This is a genomic window from Streptomyces sp. HUAS MG56 (genome assembly GCF_058673395.1).
The window spans coordinates 2,974,302-2,995,135 of sequence record NZ_CM178722.1; the positions used below are offsets into that span (position 1 = coordinate 2,974,302).

Genomic DNA, 20,834 nt, shown 5'->3' on the forward strand with positions numbered 1-20,834 from the left:
GGTCACCGCTGGGCCATGCTTTCCCGTAGCCGTACAGCGCGCGGATCGGTGAACGCCGTGAGCAGCTCGCATGCGTCCGCTCGCGCGTCGGCGACCTCCTGCGGTGTGCCGGCGCGGTTCAGGGCATCCGCCAGGTGCACCAGCGATCGTGCCATCTCCCACGTCTGCTCAAGGTCGCGGTAGGTGGCCACGGCCCGGCGGTGCCATTCGGCGGCTTCCTGAGCGCGGCCGAGTTGCAGATACGTCTGTCCCAGGCCGTCCCAGGCTGCGGCTTGGCGGCCGCGGTCGCCCAACTCTTCTTGGAGTGCGGCGGCGCGACGGTAGGAGGCAAGTGCCTCGGTGGGGTGCCCGGTGGCGCGTTGAGCATCGCCCAAGGCCAGCAGCCAGTAGCCTTCCGCGGCTGCGCTGCGGATCTCGGTGGCGATCGCTACGGCCTGCTCGGCATGTGCCAACGCAGCATCCGGGTTTCCGCTGTCCAACTCCGCCGCGGCAAGGAGCCTAAGGGCATTGCCCTCGGCGTGGCGATCGCCGTGGGCCCTGAATACCTCGATTCCCCGGCGCAGCGGGCCGAGTGCGCCGGCCGGGTGCCCGAGTTCCAGCTCCACCTGCGCGAGGTTGACTGCCACGCGAGGCTCCCAGAACCCGTCGTTCAGCGCCGCGAACAGATCCCTGCTGCCTTCGAACGCCGTCTGTGCCTGTGTGAGGTTGCGTCGGCGCAGTTCAAGCAGACCAAGGCCGTTGAGCGTCAGTGCCTCACCGAAGGTATCGCCAAGATCCCGGCGCAGGGTCAGCGCCGACTCGTAGTGCTCGGCGGCGGCTGCCAGGCACTGCGACTGGGCGTACGCCATGCCGAGGCTCTCCTCCAGTTCGGCTTCGGCGCCTCGATCGCCGTCGCGCCGGGCGGCCTCCAGACCGATCTGAGAGGTGGCGAGCCAGTCCTGGAACGGGTTGTTGGTCATGTAGACGGCGCGCAGGACCACCGCAAGCTGCCAGGCGATCCGGTCCAGCCCGCTGCTCGCGGCCCCGCGCACGGCAGCCACCAGGTTGTCGCGTTCCGCCTCGTACCACTGCATCGCCTGTGCTTCGTCGGCGAACCGCAGTTCGGGCAGTCCTGCGTCGGCGGGTACCAGCTCCACGCGGGGCTCGTGCGGTGCGACGCGGGCCTGGACCGTGTCCGCAGTGTGCAGGTACCAGGTCAGCACCCTGCGCAGCGCGTCGTGGCACTCCTGAGGAGTCTGCTCCAGCCGTGCCTGATCGGCGGCGTAGGCGCGCAGCAGGTCATGCAGGCGGAAGCGATCGGGCGCGGTCTGATCGACCATGTGCGCGGCAGCGACGGCGTCAAGCAGGCGTCGCGCGGTACGGACGTCGACTCCTGCCAGAGCTGCCGCAGCCGTGTCGCTGAAGTCCGGCCCGGGGTGCAGTCCGAGCAACCGGAAGAGCCGGGCGGCATCTGAGGGCAACGCCCGATAAGACCATGTGAACACGGGACGCACCGCCTCAGACTCCTCGTCGCCGCCTGCCGACAGAACTTCCCACCGACCGGACTCGTCACGCAGCTCGTCGATCAAATCCGCCAGGTGCATCAACGGCCGCCCCGCCGCACGCTCGGCAGCGATCCTGAGCGCCAGCGGCAGGCGTGCGCACAGCGAGGCGAGCTCCGCCACTTGAGCGGGATCGTCCCCGTCCCGGTAGCCCCGGGTGACGCTGTGCAGCAGGGCGACCGAGCCGTCCTGGTCGAGGACATCCAGCGTGAGGCGCTGCGCTCCCTCTCGGATCGTCAGGCCGGGCAGACGGTGCCTGCTGGTCACGATGACCAGGCAGCCCGGCGTCGCCGGCAGCAAAGGCCTGACCTGTGACGCGCTGGCGGCATTGTCGAGCACGATCAACAGCCTGCGGCCGGCAAGCCATGAGCGGAAGGCCGCGGCCATGTGCTCCCCCTCAGCATGAACCGCGTCCGCAGGGGCGCCCAGCACCCGCAGGAAGCTTTCAAGGACCCGCTCGTACCTGACCGGGGCCTGCGGGTCGTAGCCGTGCAGGTCGGCATACAACTGGCCGTCCGGGAACCGGTCACTGACCGCGTGCGACCAGTGCAACACCAAAGACGTCTTACCGACTCCCGCAGTGCCGGTTACCAGCAGCACCCGCGCATGGGCGAGACCGTCATCGAGCAGACGGTCCAGCGCCTCACGTTCAGCGCGTCGGTTGACGAAGCCCTGGCTGGCAAACGGGAGTTGGTACGGCACTGGTGGCCGCACGCGATCGGTCGGCGGAGCGTGGAAATGTATCCCGCCCTGTATGTCGCGGGCCTGCACGACGTCACGGGCGGTGCCGGAGATTGAGGAGTTGACTTCCTCGCGCGGCTCATGCACCCGTCGGAGGCTTGAGGTGGGCCACTTCACGGTCGAAGAACGTGCCGATGTCCTCACCCAGCACGTACAGCTCCTCGACTCGCGCCGCGACACGATCCCTCGTTCCCGCACCGAGGTAGCGCACGCCCCCTTCCAGGACACCCTCCGCGTCGTAAAGGATCTCGTACACCGTGTCGTCGTTCAGCGTGACCAATTCCGGTACTGGACCCTCGCGTTCGTATCCCGCGATGTGCTGCGGGCCGATGACGCGGATCAGCTCACCGCACTCGGCCCGCACACGCAGCAGATGCAGCTCCCACTGCAGATACGGCGTGAGCGGCTGCTCCACCACACGGACACGCAGCAGACGGCACCGATGACGCGCGGCCAGACGGGATACGTCGAGCAACTCGGCACGCTGGGCCTCGATCAGCCTCAGCGCCTCCTCCCAGTTCCCCTGGGCAAAGGCCTCCCAGCTCGCATCGCCCGGCTCACGGAAGTGCTGGCAACGTTCCAGCTTCCACGAATCGCACCCGTCAACAGCAAAGTCCCTGCTGCGGAAGTCCTCCCGGTAGGCCTCTAGTCCCAGTCGCTCGCCGGACGAGGCGCCAAGAAGGTCACGCATCTGGAATGTGCGTCTTGGCGGCCAGCAGAGTGACGCGCGGGATGACCACGAGGCGTTCTCCACCGCCGATCACCGCATCATCCGGCAGCCCCTCGGAATAGACCGCCGTAAGGTCACGGCCGATGACCGCGAAGTCGCCGTTGTCGAGCTCCCAGATGTCCGGACAGCCGTCCCTGCCCCCAGTCGTACCCAGCTCGGCCGGCGCGACGCCGATGCGCCGGACCAGCCGCGCCTGCGGATCCGCGTCCCACGTACCGCCCATACGCCGCCCCCTGTGCTCCGCCCAGACCGGCTACCCAGCGTACGGATCCAGCGACAGGCCGTCCACGGGTGCTCACGGGAATCAGCCATCTGCCGCAGGCCCTACCCGAGAGAAATGCGGGACCTCGTTCACCCGCCACTCATGGAACGCGCTCACTGCGCACGCGGACGGCATCGAGGTGTACGACATGGAATGGGTCGAGTTGGCTCAAGATGTCGGGCTGTCCAGCACGGGAGCGTGAACGACCTTGTCAGGTAGCGATGCCGACCAAGGCACTGCGGCTATCAGCCACCTGTCGCTCTGCGTGCATCGGGCGTTCCTGGCGGGTGCACTTCCCAGAGCTGCAACTCGCACGCTGTTTCCTTGAGGCTGCAGGTGAACGCCTCGGACGGTCATGCAGAGCAGCACGTGAACGGACATCTCCAGGGGCTTCCTGTGCTGGGGGCACGCAGCGTGTGTCAGGTCATGCTGGTGAGGCTGTGTGCGTCCGTGTTCGACAGGATGGCCAGTTTCTGGGCAGCGGCAGGGTCGACCGGCAGTGAGTCACGGTGGGGCCTCGGGCCTCCTCTTTGGGATGAAGGTTTCCCTGCCTTGGCCGTGGTCTTGCCGCACCCGCCGATGGAAAGCAAAAGCAGCGCTGTGGCGATGCACGAGCCTGCTGTGCTGGTTGAGGATCACTCACCACAACAGCATGGCCTACGGTCGGGAGACGGGGCGATCGGCGCATCTGTCTCTGCTGGCGCGCCAGGCGCTGTGGTTCACACAACTGCGGCCAGAGCCATTTTCACGAAGCCTCATCAGCGTCCGCCACTGCCAGCGGTTCGGCGTCGGGAAGCTGTGGATGCCGTACCTCGGCCACCCACCTTCCGTTCGGCACGAACGCCTGTGCCTGGCAGGCGGGTACCGGGGCGTGCTCGGCCTCGATGCTCACAGTCTGACTCCTGCCTCTCGCTTCGCTCGGATGCTGGTGAGGCAGGGCTGAATCCGGCCACCCCTGGCAGCTTCAGCGGTCCCCTCGCATCCCCCTCCGCTTCACAGGAGTCACACAGGTACCTCCTGGGTTGCACACTTGATCACCGCATTCCGGATGGCCGCCGCTGCCGGAGTTGCTTTCACGCCGGGACGACATAGCTCCTGCCTTGGCCTCTTGACCGGCATGTTCGTGCCGTGTCTAGAGTGGCCGGGCCGTGGGCGAATGGACCAGACCAACCATCCGCCCATCGGCTTGTCGTTGCGCGTCGGGGGGCGCGTCCATGTACTGATCCGCCTCCCGGACGCGTTCGCTCCAAGGAGGGGGAAGCTCTTTGCGTTTCGCCAGATCCGCCGCCGCGACCGCTGCCACCGCCGCAGCCCTAGCCGCCGGCGTTCTCACCGCAGCACCCGCCTACGCCGGGACCTCATACGTGCACAACGACTGCACGTCCAGCGACACGGGCCATCCGAACCACTGTTTCCGGATCCACTACAACTCGCGGTCGGAGACCACGACTCAGTCGGACAGCGCCTGCTTCGCGACCCGCCGTGACCGCTCCAGTGAGTTCGGTTACACGGTGAACGGGGGCGCGGTGGTCGTCCGGTTCGTCTTCGAGGACTTCCCTTCTGACGCGTTCGGTGGGATGCCTTTCCCGTGCGGTCACTACAAGGGGGACGGCGACGGGCAGGGCGTGGAAAACAATGCCGCGTCCGCGTGGAACCAGGACCCCTATGCCGCGTACTCGGTGTATTCCGAGGATGGCTACGGCGGGGAGAACCAGTGGTATCCCAAGGCCGACGGCTACGCCCGGAACCTGAGCTCCGGAATCAAGAACCACAACGGTTCTCACAAGAGGTATGCCTGATGCGACAGACCCGACCCCTCGTGCTCGCCGCCACCGGCGCGGTCCTCGCCCTCACGGCGGCCTGCGGCGCCAACTCGGCTGCCGACAAGAGTGCTGGGAACCAGCAGAAGATGAAGACGGTGGCGATGCAGCTGCCGGATGCGAAGGTCCGCGCCAGCTGGCCCAAGCAGGACGTGGCCTCCGGACTGGCCAAAGGCATGCGGCTTCCGCTGGAGAAGTACATGCTCGGCTATCCCGACATGGTGGACATCGAGAACGCCAAGGATGTCGTCAAGTCGGCGTGTATGAAGCGACTCGGGTTCTCCTACACGCCCAAACTGATGGGCACGCAGCCGGCGGCCTCCTACAACGAGATGAACATGGAACGCCGCTACGGCATCACCGACCCCGCGAAGGCCGCAGCCCACGGGTTCGCGGTGGCCCAGGACACCGGCGGGCCGAGCCAGGCGGACCAGGACGCCGAACTCGCGCGGGAAGACCAGGAGTCCTCGGCCGAAGGCTGGGACAAGGCGATGAACGAGACGTGCATCCCCGAGGCCAACCAGAAGGTGGGCGTGCTGTTTCCCACTGACACCGCCGGAGACCTCGCCGGGCAGTCCCTCAAGGCCACCCGCTCCCAGCCCGTGGTGCAGCGCGCCCTCGCGTCCTGGTCCTCCTGCATGGCAGGCCACGGACACCAGGTGAAGAGCCTGGACGACGCCGAGGGCCGGTTCGCCCAGCCCGGCAGGACGGGGGTTCAGCCTGAGAAGGCACAGGTACTGATGGCCACCGACGACGTCGCCTGCAAGAGCACCACCGGGCTGGTGGCCACCTGGTACACGGCGGAAACCGCCTACCAGAACAAGCAGATCACGTCGCACAAACAGCAGCTGGAGGCTGCGAAGACCCGCGATGCCCTGCTGCTCAAGAAGGCACGTGCCGTCCTGGCAAGCGTCAGCACGGCACGCTGAGCCGTCCTGCCGTCAGATATCAGAGGAGACGTGGTGGTGGCCAGGAGAACTGTCGTTGGCTGGATCGTGGCTGCCGCCGTCGTCTTTGGGGCGGCGGCCTGGCTCGCGCACGACATGAATGCCGGCACCCAGCCGGACACCGGCTCGCCGGAGTCCGTGAACATCACGGACTCCGGCGTCCGGTACGAGCACGGCAAGCAGGTGTTCAGCGCCGACTACGCCATCCACAACGACGAGGGACACGCGGTCACTTACACGGTGGTGTTCGATTTCGAGAACGGGACCACCCAGACCGTGACGAGGCGTATCGGGCCCGGCGTGTCCGTGCAGGGAACGGTCAGTACACCGTTCGAGAAGCCACGTCCCTCGGCCGAGGGCACGCCCTCCGAGGTGCGCGTCGCCGACGTCAGCACCTCAGAGTGATCCACAACCCGCGTACCGTCCTCGCCGGGACCGGCAACCAGCAATAGAGGCCCGTTACCGGCCCCCTGAGTCGACCGCCTTGCCCCGCGCTCCCCCCGACCGGGGCAAGGCGGTTTCTGTGTCCGGCTCGAAAACCTGAAGTTACCGCCCATGTGATTCGCCCTTGCGCGCCCATGGGCGAGTCAAAGCGTGCCCGCGGACCAGGACGTGGGACATCCCATCACACCAGAAATTCGGGGAACTTCTTTGAGATCCGGAAGACGATCACCCATACCATTGGCCGTCCTTGCGGCGTGTACGGCGCTGATGGGCGGCCTTCTGCAAGCCGCTCCGGCCACGGCAGCACCCAGCGGGCCCCCGCCTCGGCCGGCGTCTGGGAAGCCCCAGTCGCCCCCGTCCGGTGCGGTACAGGACCCGGATGCCAGGCTCGGGAAGGACTGGAAGACCAGCCAGGACCGGGCCGTCACGGGCGCGGCCGACAGCGGCGGCTTCAAGATCCTGGCCGCTGACAGCGAGGACGCCTACACATGGCGGACGGTCGCCACCCTCGGGGAGCCGGGTCTGCCGGCCGACTCGTGGATCGGCAATCAGTGCCTGATGGACCGAGATCACGTCGCGGCCGTTTACGCGCCGCGCACGTTCACCAACAAGCCCGACTTGATGCAGGGCGGCGCGTTCGCCGCTGTCGTCGATCTGACGACCGGCAAGGTGACGAAGCTGCCCTTCACCGCGTCACTGGCGTCCTTCGACCCGTCCTGCAACACGACCACGCACCAGGCCGCGTTCACCGGCTTCAGGGACATGAACGACGCCGCGAGCACACGCACGCGCGTCATCACCGTGAACGCGTCCGGGAGGACCACGGGCAGGTTGGCGGCCCGCGGTGAGATTACAGGCGCCGTACCGGTGAAGGACGGCACGGTCGCCGCACTCGGCAGCCGCCTGGTCCACCTCGACCGCTCCGGCAAGGTGAACAACCTCGCGGACGCGGACAGCGCTCCGTTCGACATCCGGCCCACCGCCGACGGCACGATCGCCTTCCTCGACCGCAAGGGCGACTCCACGGCGCACGCCAAGCTGTTCACCGGCCACGACAAGCCGAAGGGCATCGCCTCGGGCAGGCTCGGCGATCTCGACCTCGTGCAGGGCGATGCCGGCCGGGTCTTCCTCACCGGCCGCCCCAAGGGCGCCCTGGCCACCGAGGGAACCGGCGTCACCCGCCTCGCCGCCCCGGCCGGCACCGACGTGTCCTCGCACGGCCGTCTCGCCGTCGACCCGGTCCTCACTCCTGGTGTGCGCGCCGGCCTGGCGAATGTCAAGGGCGCGGGCAAGGGCTTCACGAAGACCGGGGAGCCCACCTCGCGGACGGCGACGCCTGCCGATGAGGGTGACCAGGCCGTGACGGTCACGAGCACCGCCACCACCACCGGGACCAGGCTGACACAGGGCGTGCAGCAGGACACCGGCGACGGCTCGGGGCACGATCCCTCTCCGGTCCTCGCCACGGCCGACGCGACGCACCGGCCGAAGGGCTCCTCCTCGAAGGCGGGCCTGACACCGAGTTCCCCGACCGATGACGACCGTTGGTGCGCGGTGTCCCGCAACGACGTCAGCGTCCAGGCACTCCAGCCGACGCCGAACCAGGTCGAGTGGGCCGTCGACATGGCCGTACGCGGTGATCTGAGCGCCAGCTACATCCGCCAAGGCGGCTACCGTGCTCAGGCCGGCCTCGGCACCGTCGACCCGCAGGCTCTGTTCCCCCTGCCCAAGCTCAGCGGCGGCGGCAGGATCCCGGCCAACGTGGTCCTCGGCATCATGGCCCAGGAGTCCAACCTGTGGCAGGCCGAGGGCGGCTCGATCCCCGGGCAGATGGGCAACCCGCTGGCCGCCGTCGACGGCTACTACGGCCACAAGGCCGACCCCAACGACCCGGCCGCCTACTGGCAGATCAACTGGGACAAGTCCGACTGCGGCTACGGCGTCGGCCAGGTGACCGACGGCATGCGCATGGCCGGTCACGAGAAGCCGGGCGAGACCAGCCTGTCCCCCGGTCTGCAGAAGCTCGTCGCGATCGACTACGCGACGAACGTGGCCGCCTCCCTGAAGATCCTCGCCGACAAGTGGAACGAGGTCCACCAGAACGGCCAGAAGATCACCGTCAACAACGACGACTCGTCCAGGGTGGAGAACTGGTTCACCGCCGTCTGGAACTACAACCTCGGCTTCAACCCTCCCTCGCAGGCCGGCAGCCACTCCGGGCACTGGGGCCTGGGCTGGTACAACAACCCGGCCAACCCGATCTACGCCAAGGGCTGGGGCCATCCGTTCATGAACACCGACGTGGACGGGCCGGCGGCGAACAAGGACGCGGCTCACCCGCAGGACTGGCCGTACGAGGAGAAGGTAATGGGCTGGGCTGCCTGGTCCCAGGACACCGGCTTCTCCTACGCCACCGACGGCCGCCAGGACTGGCCCGGCGAGTCCGGCTTCTCCTCGGCCGGCTTCCGGCCCGCCTGGTGGACCCTGGTTGCCCAGCGCACCGCCGTCCAGCCGCCGTTGGAGGCGTTCTGCAACTCCAAGAACAACTGCGACACCAGCACGCCGCCGAAGTGCCCGGACGCCGAGTGCTACGCGCAGTACTGGTGGAACCAGCCCAACGTGACATGGAAGGCCGACTGCGCCACCAGTTGCGGGCACGAGAACATCAAGTACGAGAAGCTGGTGCAGGAACCGGGGCGCGGCTACCGGCTCCAGACCGGTACGCCCGTGTGCTCCGCCGCACCGGCCGGATCCAACGTCGTCGCCTCGGTGCCGGACGGAACGCCGTCCTGGAGCGATCAGAGCGGCTGCGCAACGATCCACTCCGCAGGAAGTTTCCAGTTCAAGTTCAACCCGGGTACGGAAGGCCGGTACGAAGCGAAGGCCGACCTGCACTCGGTGGGCGGCGGGTACGGCGGCCACTACTGGTACACCCACACCCGCAACGCCGACCGCTTCGGCGGTGACGGCGGCTACATGACCATCGACGGCACCTGGACTCTTGGCCAGAGCCTCAACTGGGCGCGCGTCCTGGTCCACCTTCCCGACACCGGGGCGCAGACCAGGCAGGCCGCCTACACGATCGGTGGTTCTGACACGAGCAGCCCTACACGGATCGTGGAGCAGCGAGCCGGCCGATGGGTCAGCCTCGGCGTCTTCCACTTCACCGGAACCCCGTCCGTGACGTTGACCAACACCACCGCCGACGGGACCGGCGACGAGGACGTCGCCTGGGGCGCGGTCGCTTTCCAGGGCCTTCCCGGTAAACCGAACCACACGGTCGTCGCGATGGGCGACTCCTTCTCCAGTGGTGAGGGAGCCTCCGAGGGCAACCGGGACTACTACCCGGAGACGAACTGGCGCAACAAGGTCACCGGAGACCGCGACGGCTGCCACCGCTCCACCTACGCGTGGTCCCGGCAGGCAAAGCTCCCCGGCGAACAGCTCTCCATCGGCGAGCTGGACGACAACTGGAGCGCGCGGATGGACTACCACCTCATCGCCTGCTCCGGATCCCGCACCTACAACGTGATCGCTCCGGCCGACAACAACGACAGGACATACGACAACAGCGGAGAGTTGCCGCAGATCAATCAGGGATACCTGGACCAGAACACCGACCTGGTCACCATCTCCATCGGCGGCAACGACTCCCGGTTCGGCTACGTGATCACCCAGTGCATGGGGCCAGGGAATCCGTGCCAGGAGAAGAAGTTCGGCAACGCCGAAGGCAAGGGCGTCCCTGACGGCCCCTACCAGGGCAAGCCGCTCGCGGAAGCCATCCCGGACCTCATCAGCGATGTCGTCGCACCCAGCATCCAGAAGACGATCGAGGCAATCCACAGCAAGGCCCCGAATGCCAGGATCGTCCTCATGGGTTACCCGCCGCTGCTGTCCAACGACGCCTCCTGCCTCAACAAGATCCCTCTCGTCGGGATCTCACCGGAGGAATCGCAGTGGCTCAACGGCGTGGCCGACTACCTGGCACAGACGATGTTCGAGACCGCTGACCTCGTCAGGAAGCACGGAGTGGACGTCGGCTATGCCAACCCGCAGGCGTTCTTCCACGGCAAGGCCGTCTGCGGCGACCCCGAAAGCATTCACGGCATTGTCACCGATCTGACAGACAGCGACGAACCGAAGATCGACTGGCCGTTCTTCCAGTTCGGCATCTCCGCGCAGTCGTTCCATCCGAAGATCGCCGGAGCACGACTGTACGCGGACACCCTGGAGGCCGCGCTGGGCGCCTGGCCCAAGAAGTAACCCAGCCAGACCGTGTGGGGAAGTCCAACAGGGCTTCCCCACACGCTTTTTGAGTACACATACTCATGCTGCCGGCCGCACGTGGGCTGCATGCTGAGGGCAGACGGGAGGAAGCCACGTTCATGAAGCGGGTCAAGCAGGTCAAGACAGCGGCATTGATGCTTCTGGCGCTGGCGGTGTCCGCGTGCTCGGCAGAGGACCGGGCTGTACCGGAGAAGACTGTCCGCGAACTTGCCGGCAGCCCGGAAGCGGTCAACGCCAGGCAGAAGTCGGAAGCTGGGCTCAGAGAAGTGGTTCAGGCGTACGTCGAGCACACGCCCTTGAAGCTCGGCCTGGTCGTGGTCCGCGACAACTGCTGGGGCGGAACGGCGAAGGGATGGCTGGAGACCAGGGACAGCGACCTGTACAAGATCAGCTGCGGTCTGAATGTCACCGCCTACTTCGGCGCCGACCCGAAACACATCGTGTCCGTCCTCGACGGTATCCTCACAGCCGGCGACCGGAACGTACCCGGCATTGAGTTCAACCACACAGTCGACGGAGCGCTCATCGACTACTACCGGAAGCCGTATGACAAACGAAATCCTGAAGTGCCCTTGCGTGACGCCGCAAGCCAGAGCCTGAAGTGGGATCCAGTACGCGACCGCCAATGGAAACCAAATTTCATCAGCGAACCGACAGGCCCGTGTGAAAATGACCCACCGGTCAAACGGTGTCTGCGCGAACCGTCTTCCACTACGGTGGCCGCCATCCGCAAACAGTACGGCATGGTGTTCCAGCTCAACCTGGGCACAACCTACTTCAAAATATTGAAGAAGCACTAACTGAAAGTAATGGCTATTGCGTAGACGCCACACTCAACACGTAGTCACGACCGTCGCGCGGTGGGTCCAGGTTCAAGTACTCGCCCGGGAGTTCACAAAGGCGATCCCGCAGATGAATTTGCGTTATGGTTCGCCGGACCGGCGATACGGTAGAGGAGCTTCGCGTACACCATTGCGATCGCTGCAATGACAGTCGGAATCACTGCCAGGGCAAGCACGCCAAGAAGCACGGGCCACTGGCGCATGCTGCTGTCGCAGGGACTGTAATCCTGGGCGGCATGGAACAGCGGCGCTCGGCACTCGACTCCACCGGCCTTGTAGCCGACAAGGAGTAGGTAGAGAAACCAGCCCCACATGCCCATCGTCACGAGCGCCCAGACAAGCGACCATTTTTCTATTCGGTCGGCGTCTCGCAGACATTGCTCATCGCACGGTTGACCGGATGACGGTGACGTCTGGTTTCGCTCATTCACGGCCATCTCTCTCCTTCTCCTTGCTGGCCAGCATGGCCCTGCCGACCTCTGCCTCGTCTCCTAATCCGTGCAATGGAACTTCTTGGTTTCACGAGGGACAAATTCGTTGACGAAACGTTGGAGTTTCTTGTAGCCGGTGGTGGTGTTCTCGACGCGGTCACCGAAGAAATAGACCGCGAAGGACATGTATGCGGTCCGAGAGGTGCAAGTGGCCTGAACCACAGCATGGTCGCTTCCGATCACCGCATGTCCCGGGAAGGACACGGCCCGCTCGACGGCGTACTTGTACGGTGTTCCCACGGTCTTCCAGTCCACCGGGTCCGGGGTCCGGTCCGACCGCATGATGTCGACGTACAGCACCCGGTGACCGTCGGCACTCAGGGTGCAGCCCGCACCCGGCTGAGTCTCCAAGGTGGTGTACGTCTGCTTGACGGATCCGTCGTGCGGGATGAGTGGTGACAGGGCTGCTTTCGACACCGGGACCTTGCAGAAGTCCGCGGGGACGGTGGCGTGGGTGCTGCAGCCTGCCGCCGCTGCCATGACGGCGCTGCACAACAGGGCCGCCGCCATACGCCTCGGTGTCATCACTGAGCTCCCGCCAGGCCGCGGGCCTGTGCATTGCCGTTATTGGCCGATGTGTTGATCTGGTCGTACATGCCCTGTCCGTGCGAGTAGTCGGTGTGGGTGTCGGCCCAGTGGGAGTTGGTCGCGTACCACTGGTGGGCAATGGCGTTGAGCTGGTTCTGGCGATGGTGAAAGGTCGCCTGACTGTCGCTGGTCAGCTTGTCCGCCTGATGCTGCTGTTCGTCCATGATCCAGGCACTGGTGATCACGTCGGCTCCACGCTGCAAGGCATCGCCGTAGATGGGGACGAAGTTCAACATTCCACCGGCGAGGTGGTAGCTCCACGCCTTGTCCCACGTGTAGTCGTGCTGGTCGCCCTTGAGTGCCAGGTACCTGCCCTCCTCCATGAAACCAACTGCGCTGCCAGCCGCGTGGAGGGTGTCTTCCGGGCGTCGCGAAGAGTCGTGAATGTCGTCCATGATCGCGTAGTTCATACCCGTGTGAAGCAGGTTGTAGGAGTCCTGGCTCCGCGATATCTGCTTCGTCATCTCCAGCACCTGGTCACGACTCAGCTTCGGACCGTCGACGGGATGCCGGGTGTCACTCGGATCGCTCATCGCCACATACGTCTCATGACCGTGATTGGTCATGATCTTCGCCATGTCGTCGCGCAGGGACGACGGCATAGCGTCTCCCTGTTTGGACAGGTCATCCAGCGCGTGCACGAACACCCTGTTGTTGGCGTCCGTGTGCGACGTCACTCCCATCGGGCGGGGCCCGTGCGGGTCGATACCGGTGGCTGCCGCGGTCAGGGCGTCGCCGAGTCCCTTGCGATCGTCCGTGTCCAGAGCATTGGGCCCGTCGCTTTCATGCTCCCCCCGAAATTCGATGGTATTGACGACGTTCCAGTCTCGGTCCTTGAGGAGGTAGTGGAGGCGGTCGTTGCTGCCGTCAGCGTGCGGATCGAGATAGGCGGTGGACGCCTCAGGGTCACGGCTCATGATGCCCAGGGCACCGTCAACCGGGTCGTTGGCGAACCAGCCGTCGCCGTGCTTGCTGTCGAAGTTGCCGTAGAGGTTCCAGATGTGCGGGTGGTCCTTCTCCGCGGCGATCGCGCCGTCGGTGACGTCGGAGAGGAACTGCGGTGAGTAGTTGCTGTGTCCCTGCTGCATCAGGGTGACCAGGCTCTGGTAGCCGCGCACCTGCTGTCCGTGTTCCTTGGCGACCCTGTCGACCTCCCCGACAGTCTTGAGGTCGTACTTGTCGGTGCCGTGTTCTCTCAGGTCGTTGCCGAACTTGACGTAGAACTGGGCGTCGTCGGTCCGCAGCCAGTTGTCGAAGGCGTCGTTGTAGCCCTTTGATCCGAAGGGCATGTGTTTGCCGTTCGCGTCCTTGAAGTCGGGGACGCGGGTGGCGGTCGCCAGCGAGTCGGCTAGGCCTCCGTTGATCTGCAGGTAGGCGTTCTTGTCCTTCGTGTCGTCGAGGTACGCCAGGTCGTCGATCTTGTTGGTGAGCTTGAGGGTCTTGTCCGCGCCGAGGGAGTTGAGGAGGGTCTGGCTGAAGACCTTGTCATGGGAGTTGTCGCGCATGAGGCGCTGCCACTCCTTCAGGTCATCGCCGTCCAGCTTGTCGCCGGCCAGAATCACGTTCGCGTACCCCTTGGCCTCACGGGCCTCGTACACCACGATGTCCCCGACGGCAGAGCCGTTGAAGGTGTGACCGCCCTGCCCCATCGCCTCGTCGAACGCACGCTGGATCCAGCTCTTGATGCCGGCCGCTTCGTAGAGAGCGTGCTTGACACCCTGGTCAGCGTCATCCACCGCCTGCACAGCGTCTTTGATCTTCTTCGTCCAAGCTGCCTCGGCGGCCTTCGCCCGGGACACGTACTTGGGGTAGTCCTCGTCGTGTCGCATGGGGGTGAGCTTGCGGAAGTCGTAGACCGCCTCGCCCTGGCCGTTGACGGACATATGGTCCGCCTTCACCTGATCGACAACGTCGTTCACGTGGCCGATCAGTTTGGAGAACTCCTGATGGGCTTCCCGCAGGAGAGAGGCGATGGCGCGGGCTTCTGTCTGCGCATCCTTAAACTGCTGCCGAGTGGCCGCCAATTGCGCGGCCCTGACCGCAGCAGTGAGACCTGCCGTGTCCTCGGTCGCGGCCGACTCCACCTTCGCGGCATACAGGGTCTCCAGGTCCTCGAAGCCGCCAGCCATGTCCTCCCAGTCGGTGGCCGCCGTCGTCAGAGCACCGAGCTTAATGGTGACCACGTCCTGATAGCTGAGCATGCCCGTCCTTCTCCCCGTCCCCGTTTCCCCGGTTTCCTAGACCTCGCGCCCCTGGTGAGGCCCGGCCTTGATCTGCGCCGTCCGACTGCCGACGCCGTAGTCGACGTACTGGAGATGCTGGTGGCTGCCCTCCAACGCCTCCTTGTCCTGCCCCAGGCGCCCCTTCAGGTTCTTAACCTGCAACTCCCATTCCGCGTGGGCGTCCTTGAGCCCGGATCCGGTCTGCCAGCCGCTGAACTCCCGCACAGCCGTGGCTGTGGACTCGTCGGCGTGGCTGCCGGCCTTGTCCGTGTCCCGCGGTATCTCGTCCTGCAAGGCCTTGACGGCGGTGTCGTTCCCCGCCTTGTTCGTCTTCAGATCAGGGGCGCCCGCGGCGCCGCTTCCTCCCGCACCCGCAGCGCTGTCCAGTCGCATCCCGTCCTGCCGACGAGCCAGCGCGTCGGCCTTCAGTTGCTCCCACTCGTCCCACGCCATCTCAGGACCTCCCCCCGTAATTGCTGTCTCCGTACCACGGCGTCTGCCCCGGCCCAGCCGGCATGGCTACGTGAGCCTGGGCTACCGCCGCTGCACGTCGGCGCCTGCGTACCGCCCCAGCTGCGAGAGCGCCACCCGCAACCACGACAACTCCCGCACCCCCGAGAATCCACGGCAGCGCAGACCCGTCGCTCCCAGATGCGGATGCTGTCGGCGATGGGCTGCCGTCATCCTTCGCGGAGGCCGTGGCCGACCCGTTGGGGGTCTTGGGTGCCGCTTGCTTGAAGTCGGGCAGCGGGTAGACGTCGGCCGGGCCGGGGTCGCCGGGGTCGGTCAGCGCGATGCGGGGGCGGACGGCGCCGTAGCCGATGTAGTCGGTGCGCTCCTTGCCGCTTGTCGGCTTGCTCGCGGTGCTGAGCATGACCCGCAGGACCTGGTTGTTGGTCCAGTTCGGGTGCTTGGACCAGATCAGGGCGGCGGAGGCGGAGGCGAGGGCGGTGGCGTCACTGGTGCCGTGTGAACTGCACAGTTCTGTGCCGCCGAGGCAGGCGGAGATGATGTCCTCGCCCGGCGCGACCAGATCGACCTGGGGGCCGTGCTCGGACTCCTTCGTTGCCTTGACGCTTTTGTCGATCGCTCCGACGCCCACTACGCCGGGAGTTGCACCCGGGTAATTGACTTCGTTGAGGGCGTCGCCGTCATTGCCCACAGCTGCGAAGATCAGCTTGCCTTTGGACAACGCATAGGCGACAGCGTCCGTCAGCTCCCGAGAGTTCGCAGCGCTGCCTCCCGAAATGCTGATGATCTGGGCGCGGGAATCGGCCGCGAACCGGATGGCCTTCGCCGTGGCGGTGGGAAAGTCGTCCTGGTTGCCGTCGGCGCGGTTGCGCTCGATGAAGCCCGGAGTGCGGATCGGCATGATCTTGGCCCCGGGGGCCAGGCCGTACGAGCCCGTAGTGGCACCCTTGGCACCCGTGCCGGCGATGAGCACGGCCATGGTGGTGCCGTGACCGTCGTAGTCCGTGCGTTCGTCACCGGCGCGCTTCGAGAAATCCTTGCCGGCCACGACCTGGCCCCGCAGGTCCGGAAGGTCGGCCTGGACACCCGTGTCGATCACCGCGACCGTGATGCCCTTGCCCGTACTGGTCTTCCACATCTCATCGGCGTGCATGGCGTCGAGGTACCACTGCCGCTCGCGGACGGTGCCAGCGTGCGCGGGAGTAACGGCAATGCTCGCCAACAAGGCCCCCGCGGCTGCGGACACGGCCCGGCTGCGCCATCTGGCCCGCTCGCTGCGGCTGCGCATGGTCATCCTTCTCGTCCTAGGTCTCCATCGGGCCCTTTGGGCAGTGGCGGCGGGAGTGGTCGGTTCTTCTTCTCCACTGCCTGGTGCTCCGCGTTTTCCTCTGCCTGGTGCTCCCTGGCCTCTGCCTGTTCGGTCTCGCGGCTGCCAGCGCGCCTGGAGCGGGCTGAACGGTCGTCACGCTTCGGGACGGGGGTGGAGGCACCACGGGATGGTCCACCTCGCTGCTGCAGCGGCTCGTCTGCGCTCGCTTCGCTTGCGGATCGGACACCTCTCGAGGTGAAACCTGCCCGCTTGCGGTCTCGGGAAGGTCGGGGCTGCCCCCCGACGATCCCGTTGGACGAGGCAGGCATTCGCCCTCGCGCCGCGCCCTCCCGGTTCGCAGCGCGGTCGTCGTCGCGGGCTGGCGTGGCCCCTGCGGCACGGCTTCTCAGCCCGGCGCCACGGCCACTGGGAGCTTGCTCCTCGTTCGGAGTGCCGCCGATGACGTTGCCACGTGGAATCGCACCGGCAGGCCGTCCCGCCGTTGGCGAGACGGGACGACCGCCCGTGATGCCATTGGCGCTCCTGGCCGAGGAGGAGCCAGTCGGCCCGGGCTCAGCGCCGGACTGACCGCCGGTCACACCGGGGCCGTAGGGGCCGGAGAATCCGCGTCCTGGGATACGCGGGCCCGCGGACGTACCCGGTCCGGATGGCGTGGCCAGAGGGCCCCGGCCACCGTACACAGGACGCTCACCGCCTCCTCGGATACCGGGAGGCAGCGGCGCTCCAGTCCCGAACGCAGGTGACGGGAGCGGACCGGTCACCGACGGTGTCCGACCGTCCGGGCCGCCCCCCGGTCCGACAGGCGGCGCTGACGGGGAGGCAGGAATCACCGGAGCAGACGGCAGGGTGCCTGTGCTGTCGATCACCGTGTTCGCAGCATCTACGTGATGTCGCGGCAGCGGCACATCTGACACGCTGGCTACATCCGTTGGATGGTGTGACAGGGACACCCTCGATACAGGACTTGTCCGGCTCACGCTGGAGTCGACGGTTGTCTGCCGTACTGGTACCTCTGTTCGCACGGGCGTCCCGGGGTAAGTCCCCTTCCCCCCGTCGGTAGGGGCGGAAATATGGGTTTCGCCGCCGAACCGATCCGGCACGAATCGCTGAGGCAACTCCGGGAACTTCGGTGCCTCCAGCGCGCCGATCTGCTCCGTCGACGCCGTGTACGACTGGGCAAGTTTCATCATCAGCCCGCCAGCCTCGGCACGGGTGTTGGCGTACTGAGTCTTGGCTTTCGTCACCTCGGAGTCCGACGGACCACCGCCGTGATCGCCGACGTTCGTCGCCTTCGCCGCATGCGCCTCCAGCACCGAGCGCGGGCCCGCGCTCTGCTTCCGCAGGATCTCCAGCTGGGGCTTGACCTCGTGCAGCGTGTCCGCCGCGTGACCCAGCCACTTGCCCGCGTTCTCGCTGTAATCGCCCAGGCTCACTGTGGTCAGCGCTGCTTGGTAGCACCAGGTCCGGAACGCCGCGCCGCCCTCGCCCTCCCACTCGACCGCCATGCTGTGGGTCCGCAGATCGACGCCGATCTCCTTGATCGTCTTGGCGGCCTCCGTCAGAAGCTCACCGAGGCCGCTGGCCGTCGGCCCGTCGGCCGACTCAACCATGGCCCACAGCTGTTCGGGATCCTGGAGCAGGAACCGCTCCTGCCTGACCGTCTCCCACATGCGGCTGGCGAAGTCAGACATGGAGCCCCACCGCCTTCCCTGTCGAGATCATCCCGTCGCGCTGTCTCATCACCACGGACATCACAAGTCACCTGCCTGCGAATCCGACGTGGAGCCGTGTCGGCCATGGCCGGACGTATCCGCCCCGCCGCCAACGTGTCCCTTTACTTCCGGCCGGGCCTCATTGACAGCCAGCTTGTCGGCCTCGACACGGATGCGGTGCAGACGATCGCGAATATCGGCGTCGAGATTGTGATAGTTGCTCTTCGACGCGTCCACCGTGACCATCAGCCCCTCGATCTGCAGTGCCAGCATCTTGGACAGACCCTCCAGCTGGGAATGCACCTGGCCGTAGGCACCGTGGAGCGCGTCGGCCTCGTCGAAGTTACCCAACCGTCCCGTCGGCAGGGCGCCGTCCGCAATCCTGTGCGGAGCAGCCTTCGACTTCTCCAGCCGAGTCAGAAGGTCGTTCACCCGGTTCTTGAAGGCCGTCAGAGTCTCGGCCTCGACCCGCAGCTCCCGGGCCATGGCGGCACCGGCACCTGCGATCGGGCCGATGCCGGACGCGGCCAGCGCGCCGGCAGCCGCTTCCAGCGCAGCCGCAGTTGCCTGCGGATCCCCCGTGCTATCGGCCATCGAGTCCTCCCCCGTGCAGCCAGCCCCTCAGCAGCACCTTAGCCACTCGCTTGTGGTGCCCCTGCCATCTCCATCCGTAACAGAAGCAACCCAGGCACGATAGTCGTGATCTTGCCTGGTCACGGAATTTTGACGCCGCCCATAGCCCGCGACTGACCGGAAAGTGACCATGCCGTACGTCACAGCCACGCCGCTGCCTCTGTCTAACTCCTTGTCGCACCCAGGAACGGGGCAGGGGCGGCGTCCGCCGTCAGATGCAGGGGCGTCTCTCGAATGGCTGGTACGGAAGGAGCCCCTAACTCGGCCTTGGCAGGAGCTCTGCTACACCGCCGTTCGGGCAACCCGGACAGCGCATGACGGGCGTAGCCTGCGCTCAAGGGATCACCTCACCACCCGCTCAGACCTGTATGGCCCTGGCGAATACACCGACCCCGACGGGGTTATCCCGGGTGGATCCTCTGCTGGCGGCGCCCACCGCGACATGTCCGGCGCCGGACTCCATGACGTGTCCGGCGGCGCAAATGGCCCTGCGTGGTTGTGCATCAGGAACAGCATCACCACAGCGAAGCCTATGGCCACCACGATCAAGGCGAAGCCTACGGGGTTCCGCGGGTTGTACTCGTAGCGGTTCATCCCCCACTTGCTCCGCTTGAAGACGGGCTCATTGTCGTCGAAGCGCACGACTACGACCATATTGCGAGCGCTCGAAGCACTTGACAGAGGGGGTCGATTTCACAGCGATGCGATGGCCATCGCCACCAACCAACGCGTGCCCTCCGGTGCCGACCCGGCTTCCCACATTCTGCGCCCCGCAATCCCGGCCGCTGCGGCCGAACGGGAAGGCGGTGAGGATCAACGGCACCACGATCGTCGCTCTTGTGGCCACGCTGCAACAACATCACGTCCCGCCGCACGGGACGGTCGCAGAGCCGCCTTCTGAGGCCCCGTCGTGGGCATACCGAGGCCGGCTCGCCCGAGTGATCCACCCATACCAACACGCCTGTCCGACCTGGTCGGATGAAATATTCGGCAGCGCAGCCCGAGAGCTACCTCCCCGCCCTCCACTTCTGCGCCTCAATGATGTGGATGAACGACCTCCTGCAGGCAACTGGTTGATCACAACATCACACAGGCCGCAGTTGGCGTTTGGCAGAAGCGTCGCGGCTATCAGTCCGCTGCCGTTTCACCCGTCGCCGACGCGCGGCAGTTCGCCTACGGCAGACGACCATGGCTTGAGACCTGCGCGAACCCCATGTCAACGTACTGGTGCTGGCAAAACCGCAGCTCAACGACGGGAGGATCCAGGGCCATGGACTGCTAGGCCCGCTATCAACAGTCGCACTCAGCACCCCCTGATGCTGAGAGCCGAAGCGCGCACTACCACGTTTTCTCGGTTTCACCAACGCCAGACTTCTCCGGATCGTGAGTGCATCAACATTTCTCACCCTGGAGACCGGAAATGCACGACCAGACCACATCCACGCATGAAGCCGCGTTCTTGAACCTGAACAAGACGGCAGAATACCTTGGCATTTCACCAAACACCCTGTATGTCTGGCGTCACCGGCGGCAGGGTCCGCCGAGCTTCCGCATGGGCCACCGCGTCATGTACAGGATCTCGGCGCTGGATGAGTGGGTCATAGCGCAGGAGCAGGCGGATTCACGTTCCAACGCTGCTCTCAATCCTCTCACCCAGGGCCCGACGAAGCGCGCCGTACGCACTCCTTGAAGGCTGTCCACGAGCCCGAAGGCGGTGCGTCGGTGTTTCGGCGTCCCGGCGCCCAACATCCCACCGTGCCATACGACCATAAC

The 20,834-nt window shown here is 66.1% G+C and carries 17 protein-coding genes; 6 read left to right on the plus strand and 11 right to left on the minus strand.

Translation table 11 applies throughout. From position 1 onward, the window contains the following. Nucleotides 1-2: 2 nt before the first annotated feature. The 4 genes from AC4OXY_RS14190 to AC4OXY_RS14205 all read right to left on the minus strand — a co-directional run bounded on the left by AC4OXY_RS14190 (nucleotide 3) and on the right by AC4OXY_RS14205 (nucleotide 4,166). Nucleotides 3-2,369 (minus strand): ATP-binding protein, encoded by a 2,367-nt coding sequence (locus AC4OXY_RS14190; protein WP_491994010.1) that lies wholly within the window; start codon nucleotides 2,367-2,369, stop codon nucleotides 3-5. Then, on the minus strand, nucleotides 2,362-2,973 hold the full coding sequence (locus AC4OXY_RS14195) for a DUF6879 family protein (RefSeq protein WP_362616902.1): 612 nt from the start codon (nucleotides 2,971-2,973) through the stop codon (nucleotides 2,362-2,364). The genes AC4OXY_RS14190 and AC4OXY_RS14195 overlap by 8 nt, the downstream gene beginning before the upstream one ends. Continuing rightward, nucleotides 2,966-3,235: a hypothetical protein gene (locus tag AC4OXY_RS14200; protein ID WP_362616904.1), complete on the minus strand. Its 270-nt coding sequence runs from the start codon at nucleotides 3,233-3,235 to the stop codon at nucleotides 2,966-2,968. The genes AC4OXY_RS14195 and AC4OXY_RS14200 overlap by 8 nt, the downstream gene beginning before the upstream one ends. A gap of 784 nt (nucleotides 3,236-4,019) precedes the next feature. Further along, nucleotides 4,020-4,166: a hypothetical protein gene (locus AC4OXY_RS14205; protein ID WP_362616906.1), complete on the minus strand. Its 147-nt coding sequence runs from the start codon at nucleotides 4,164-4,166 to the stop codon at nucleotides 4,020-4,022. A 373-nt stretch (nucleotides 4,167-4,539) separates the two neighbouring features. Between AC4OXY_RS14205 and AC4OXY_RS14210 the strand changes: the two genes are divergently transcribed. The 5 genes from AC4OXY_RS14210 (at nucleotide 4,540) to AC4OXY_RS14230 (ending at nucleotide 11,572) form a co-directional block, all read left to right on the plus strand. Next, complete coding sequence (locus tag AC4OXY_RS14210) at nucleotides 4,540-5,073, plus strand: peptidase inhibitor family I36 protein (protein ID WP_076085334.1); 534 nt, start codon at nucleotides 4,540-4,542, stop codon at nucleotides 5,071-5,073. Next, the gene (locus tag AC4OXY_RS14215; RefSeq protein ID WP_362616907.1) at nucleotides 5,073-6,023 is read left to right on the plus strand and encodes a hypothetical protein; all 951 of its coding nucleotides are present in this window, start codon (nucleotides 5,073-5,075) and stop codon (nucleotides 6,021-6,023) included. Before AC4OXY_RS14210 ends, AC4OXY_RS14215 begins: the two co-directional genes overlap by 1 nt. Nucleotides 6,024-6,059: 36 nt before the next feature. Continuing rightward, nucleotides 6,060-6,446, plus strand: a complete 387-nt coding sequence (locus tag AC4OXY_RS14220) for a hypothetical protein (protein WP_491994011.1) — start codon at nucleotides 6,060-6,062, stop codon at nucleotides 6,444-6,446. Nucleotides 6,447-6,752: 306 nt separating this feature from the next. Further along, complete coding sequence (locus AC4OXY_RS14225; protein ID WP_362616909.1) at nucleotides 6,753-10,748, plus strand: SGNH/GDSL hydrolase family protein; 3,996 nt, start codon at nucleotides 6,753-6,755, stop codon at nucleotides 10,746-10,748. 122 nt (nucleotides 10,749-10,870) lie between these two features. Next, the gene (locus AC4OXY_RS14230) at nucleotides 10,871-11,572 is read left to right on the plus strand and encodes a hypothetical protein (protein ID WP_362616911.1); all 702 of its coding nucleotides are present in this window, start codon (nucleotides 10,871-10,873) and stop codon (nucleotides 11,570-11,572) included. Nucleotides 11,573-11,664: 92 nt separating this feature from the next. On the opposite strand, the gene AC4OXY_RS14235 is transcribed toward AC4OXY_RS14230, so the two are convergent. The 7 genes from AC4OXY_RS14235 to AC4OXY_RS14265 all read right to left on the minus strand — a co-directional run bounded on the left by AC4OXY_RS14235 (nucleotide 11,665) and on the right by AC4OXY_RS14265 (nucleotide 19,703). Then, complete coding sequence (locus AC4OXY_RS14235) at nucleotides 11,665-12,051, minus strand: hypothetical protein (RefSeq protein ID WP_362616913.1); 387 nt, start codon at nucleotides 12,049-12,051, stop codon at nucleotides 11,665-11,667. A gap of 54 nt (nucleotides 12,052-12,105) precedes the next feature. Continuing rightward, a complete protein-coding gene (locus tag AC4OXY_RS14240) occupies nucleotides 12,106-12,615 on the minus strand; it encodes a hypothetical protein (RefSeq protein WP_362616915.1) in 510 nt (169 codons plus the stop codon). A gap of 14 nt (nucleotides 12,616-12,629) precedes the next feature. Beyond that, nucleotides 12,630-14,894 (minus strand): hypothetical protein, encoded by a 2,265-nt coding sequence (locus tag AC4OXY_RS14245; RefSeq protein WP_491994012.1) that lies wholly within the window; start codon nucleotides 14,892-14,894, stop codon nucleotides 12,630-12,632. Nucleotides 14,895-14,930: 36 nt separating this feature from the next. Next, nucleotides 14,931-15,368, minus strand: coding sequence for a hypothetical protein (locus AC4OXY_RS14250; RefSeq protein ID WP_362616918.1), 438 nt, complete (start codon nucleotides 15,366-15,368; stop codon nucleotides 14,931-14,933). Between the two features lies 1 nt (nucleotide 15,369). Further along, nucleotides 15,370-16,680 (minus strand): type VII secretion-associated serine protease mycosin, encoded by a 1,311-nt coding sequence (gene mycP, locus AC4OXY_RS14255; protein ID WP_362616919.1) that lies wholly within the window; start codon nucleotides 16,678-16,680, stop codon nucleotides 15,370-15,372. Between the two features lie 1,787 nt (nucleotides 16,681-18,467). Further along, on the minus strand, nucleotides 18,468-19,022 hold the full coding sequence (locus AC4OXY_RS14260; protein WP_362616921.1) for a DUF2563 family protein: 555 nt from the start codon (nucleotides 19,020-19,022) through the stop codon (nucleotides 18,468-18,470). 381 nt (nucleotides 19,023-19,403) lie between these two features. After that, a complete protein-coding gene (locus AC4OXY_RS14265) occupies nucleotides 19,404-19,703 on the minus strand; it encodes a hypothetical protein (RefSeq protein WP_362616923.1) in 300 nt (99 codons plus the stop codon). 778 nt (nucleotides 19,704-20,481) lie between these two features. On the opposite strand from AC4OXY_RS14265, the gene AC4OXY_RS14270 reads away from it, so the two are divergent. Continuing rightward, nucleotides 20,482-20,751, plus strand: coding sequence for a helix-turn-helix transcriptional regulator (locus AC4OXY_RS14270; RefSeq protein ID WP_362616925.1), 270 nt, complete (start codon nucleotides 20,482-20,484; stop codon nucleotides 20,749-20,751). Nucleotides 20,752-20,834 lie beyond the last annotated feature (83 nt).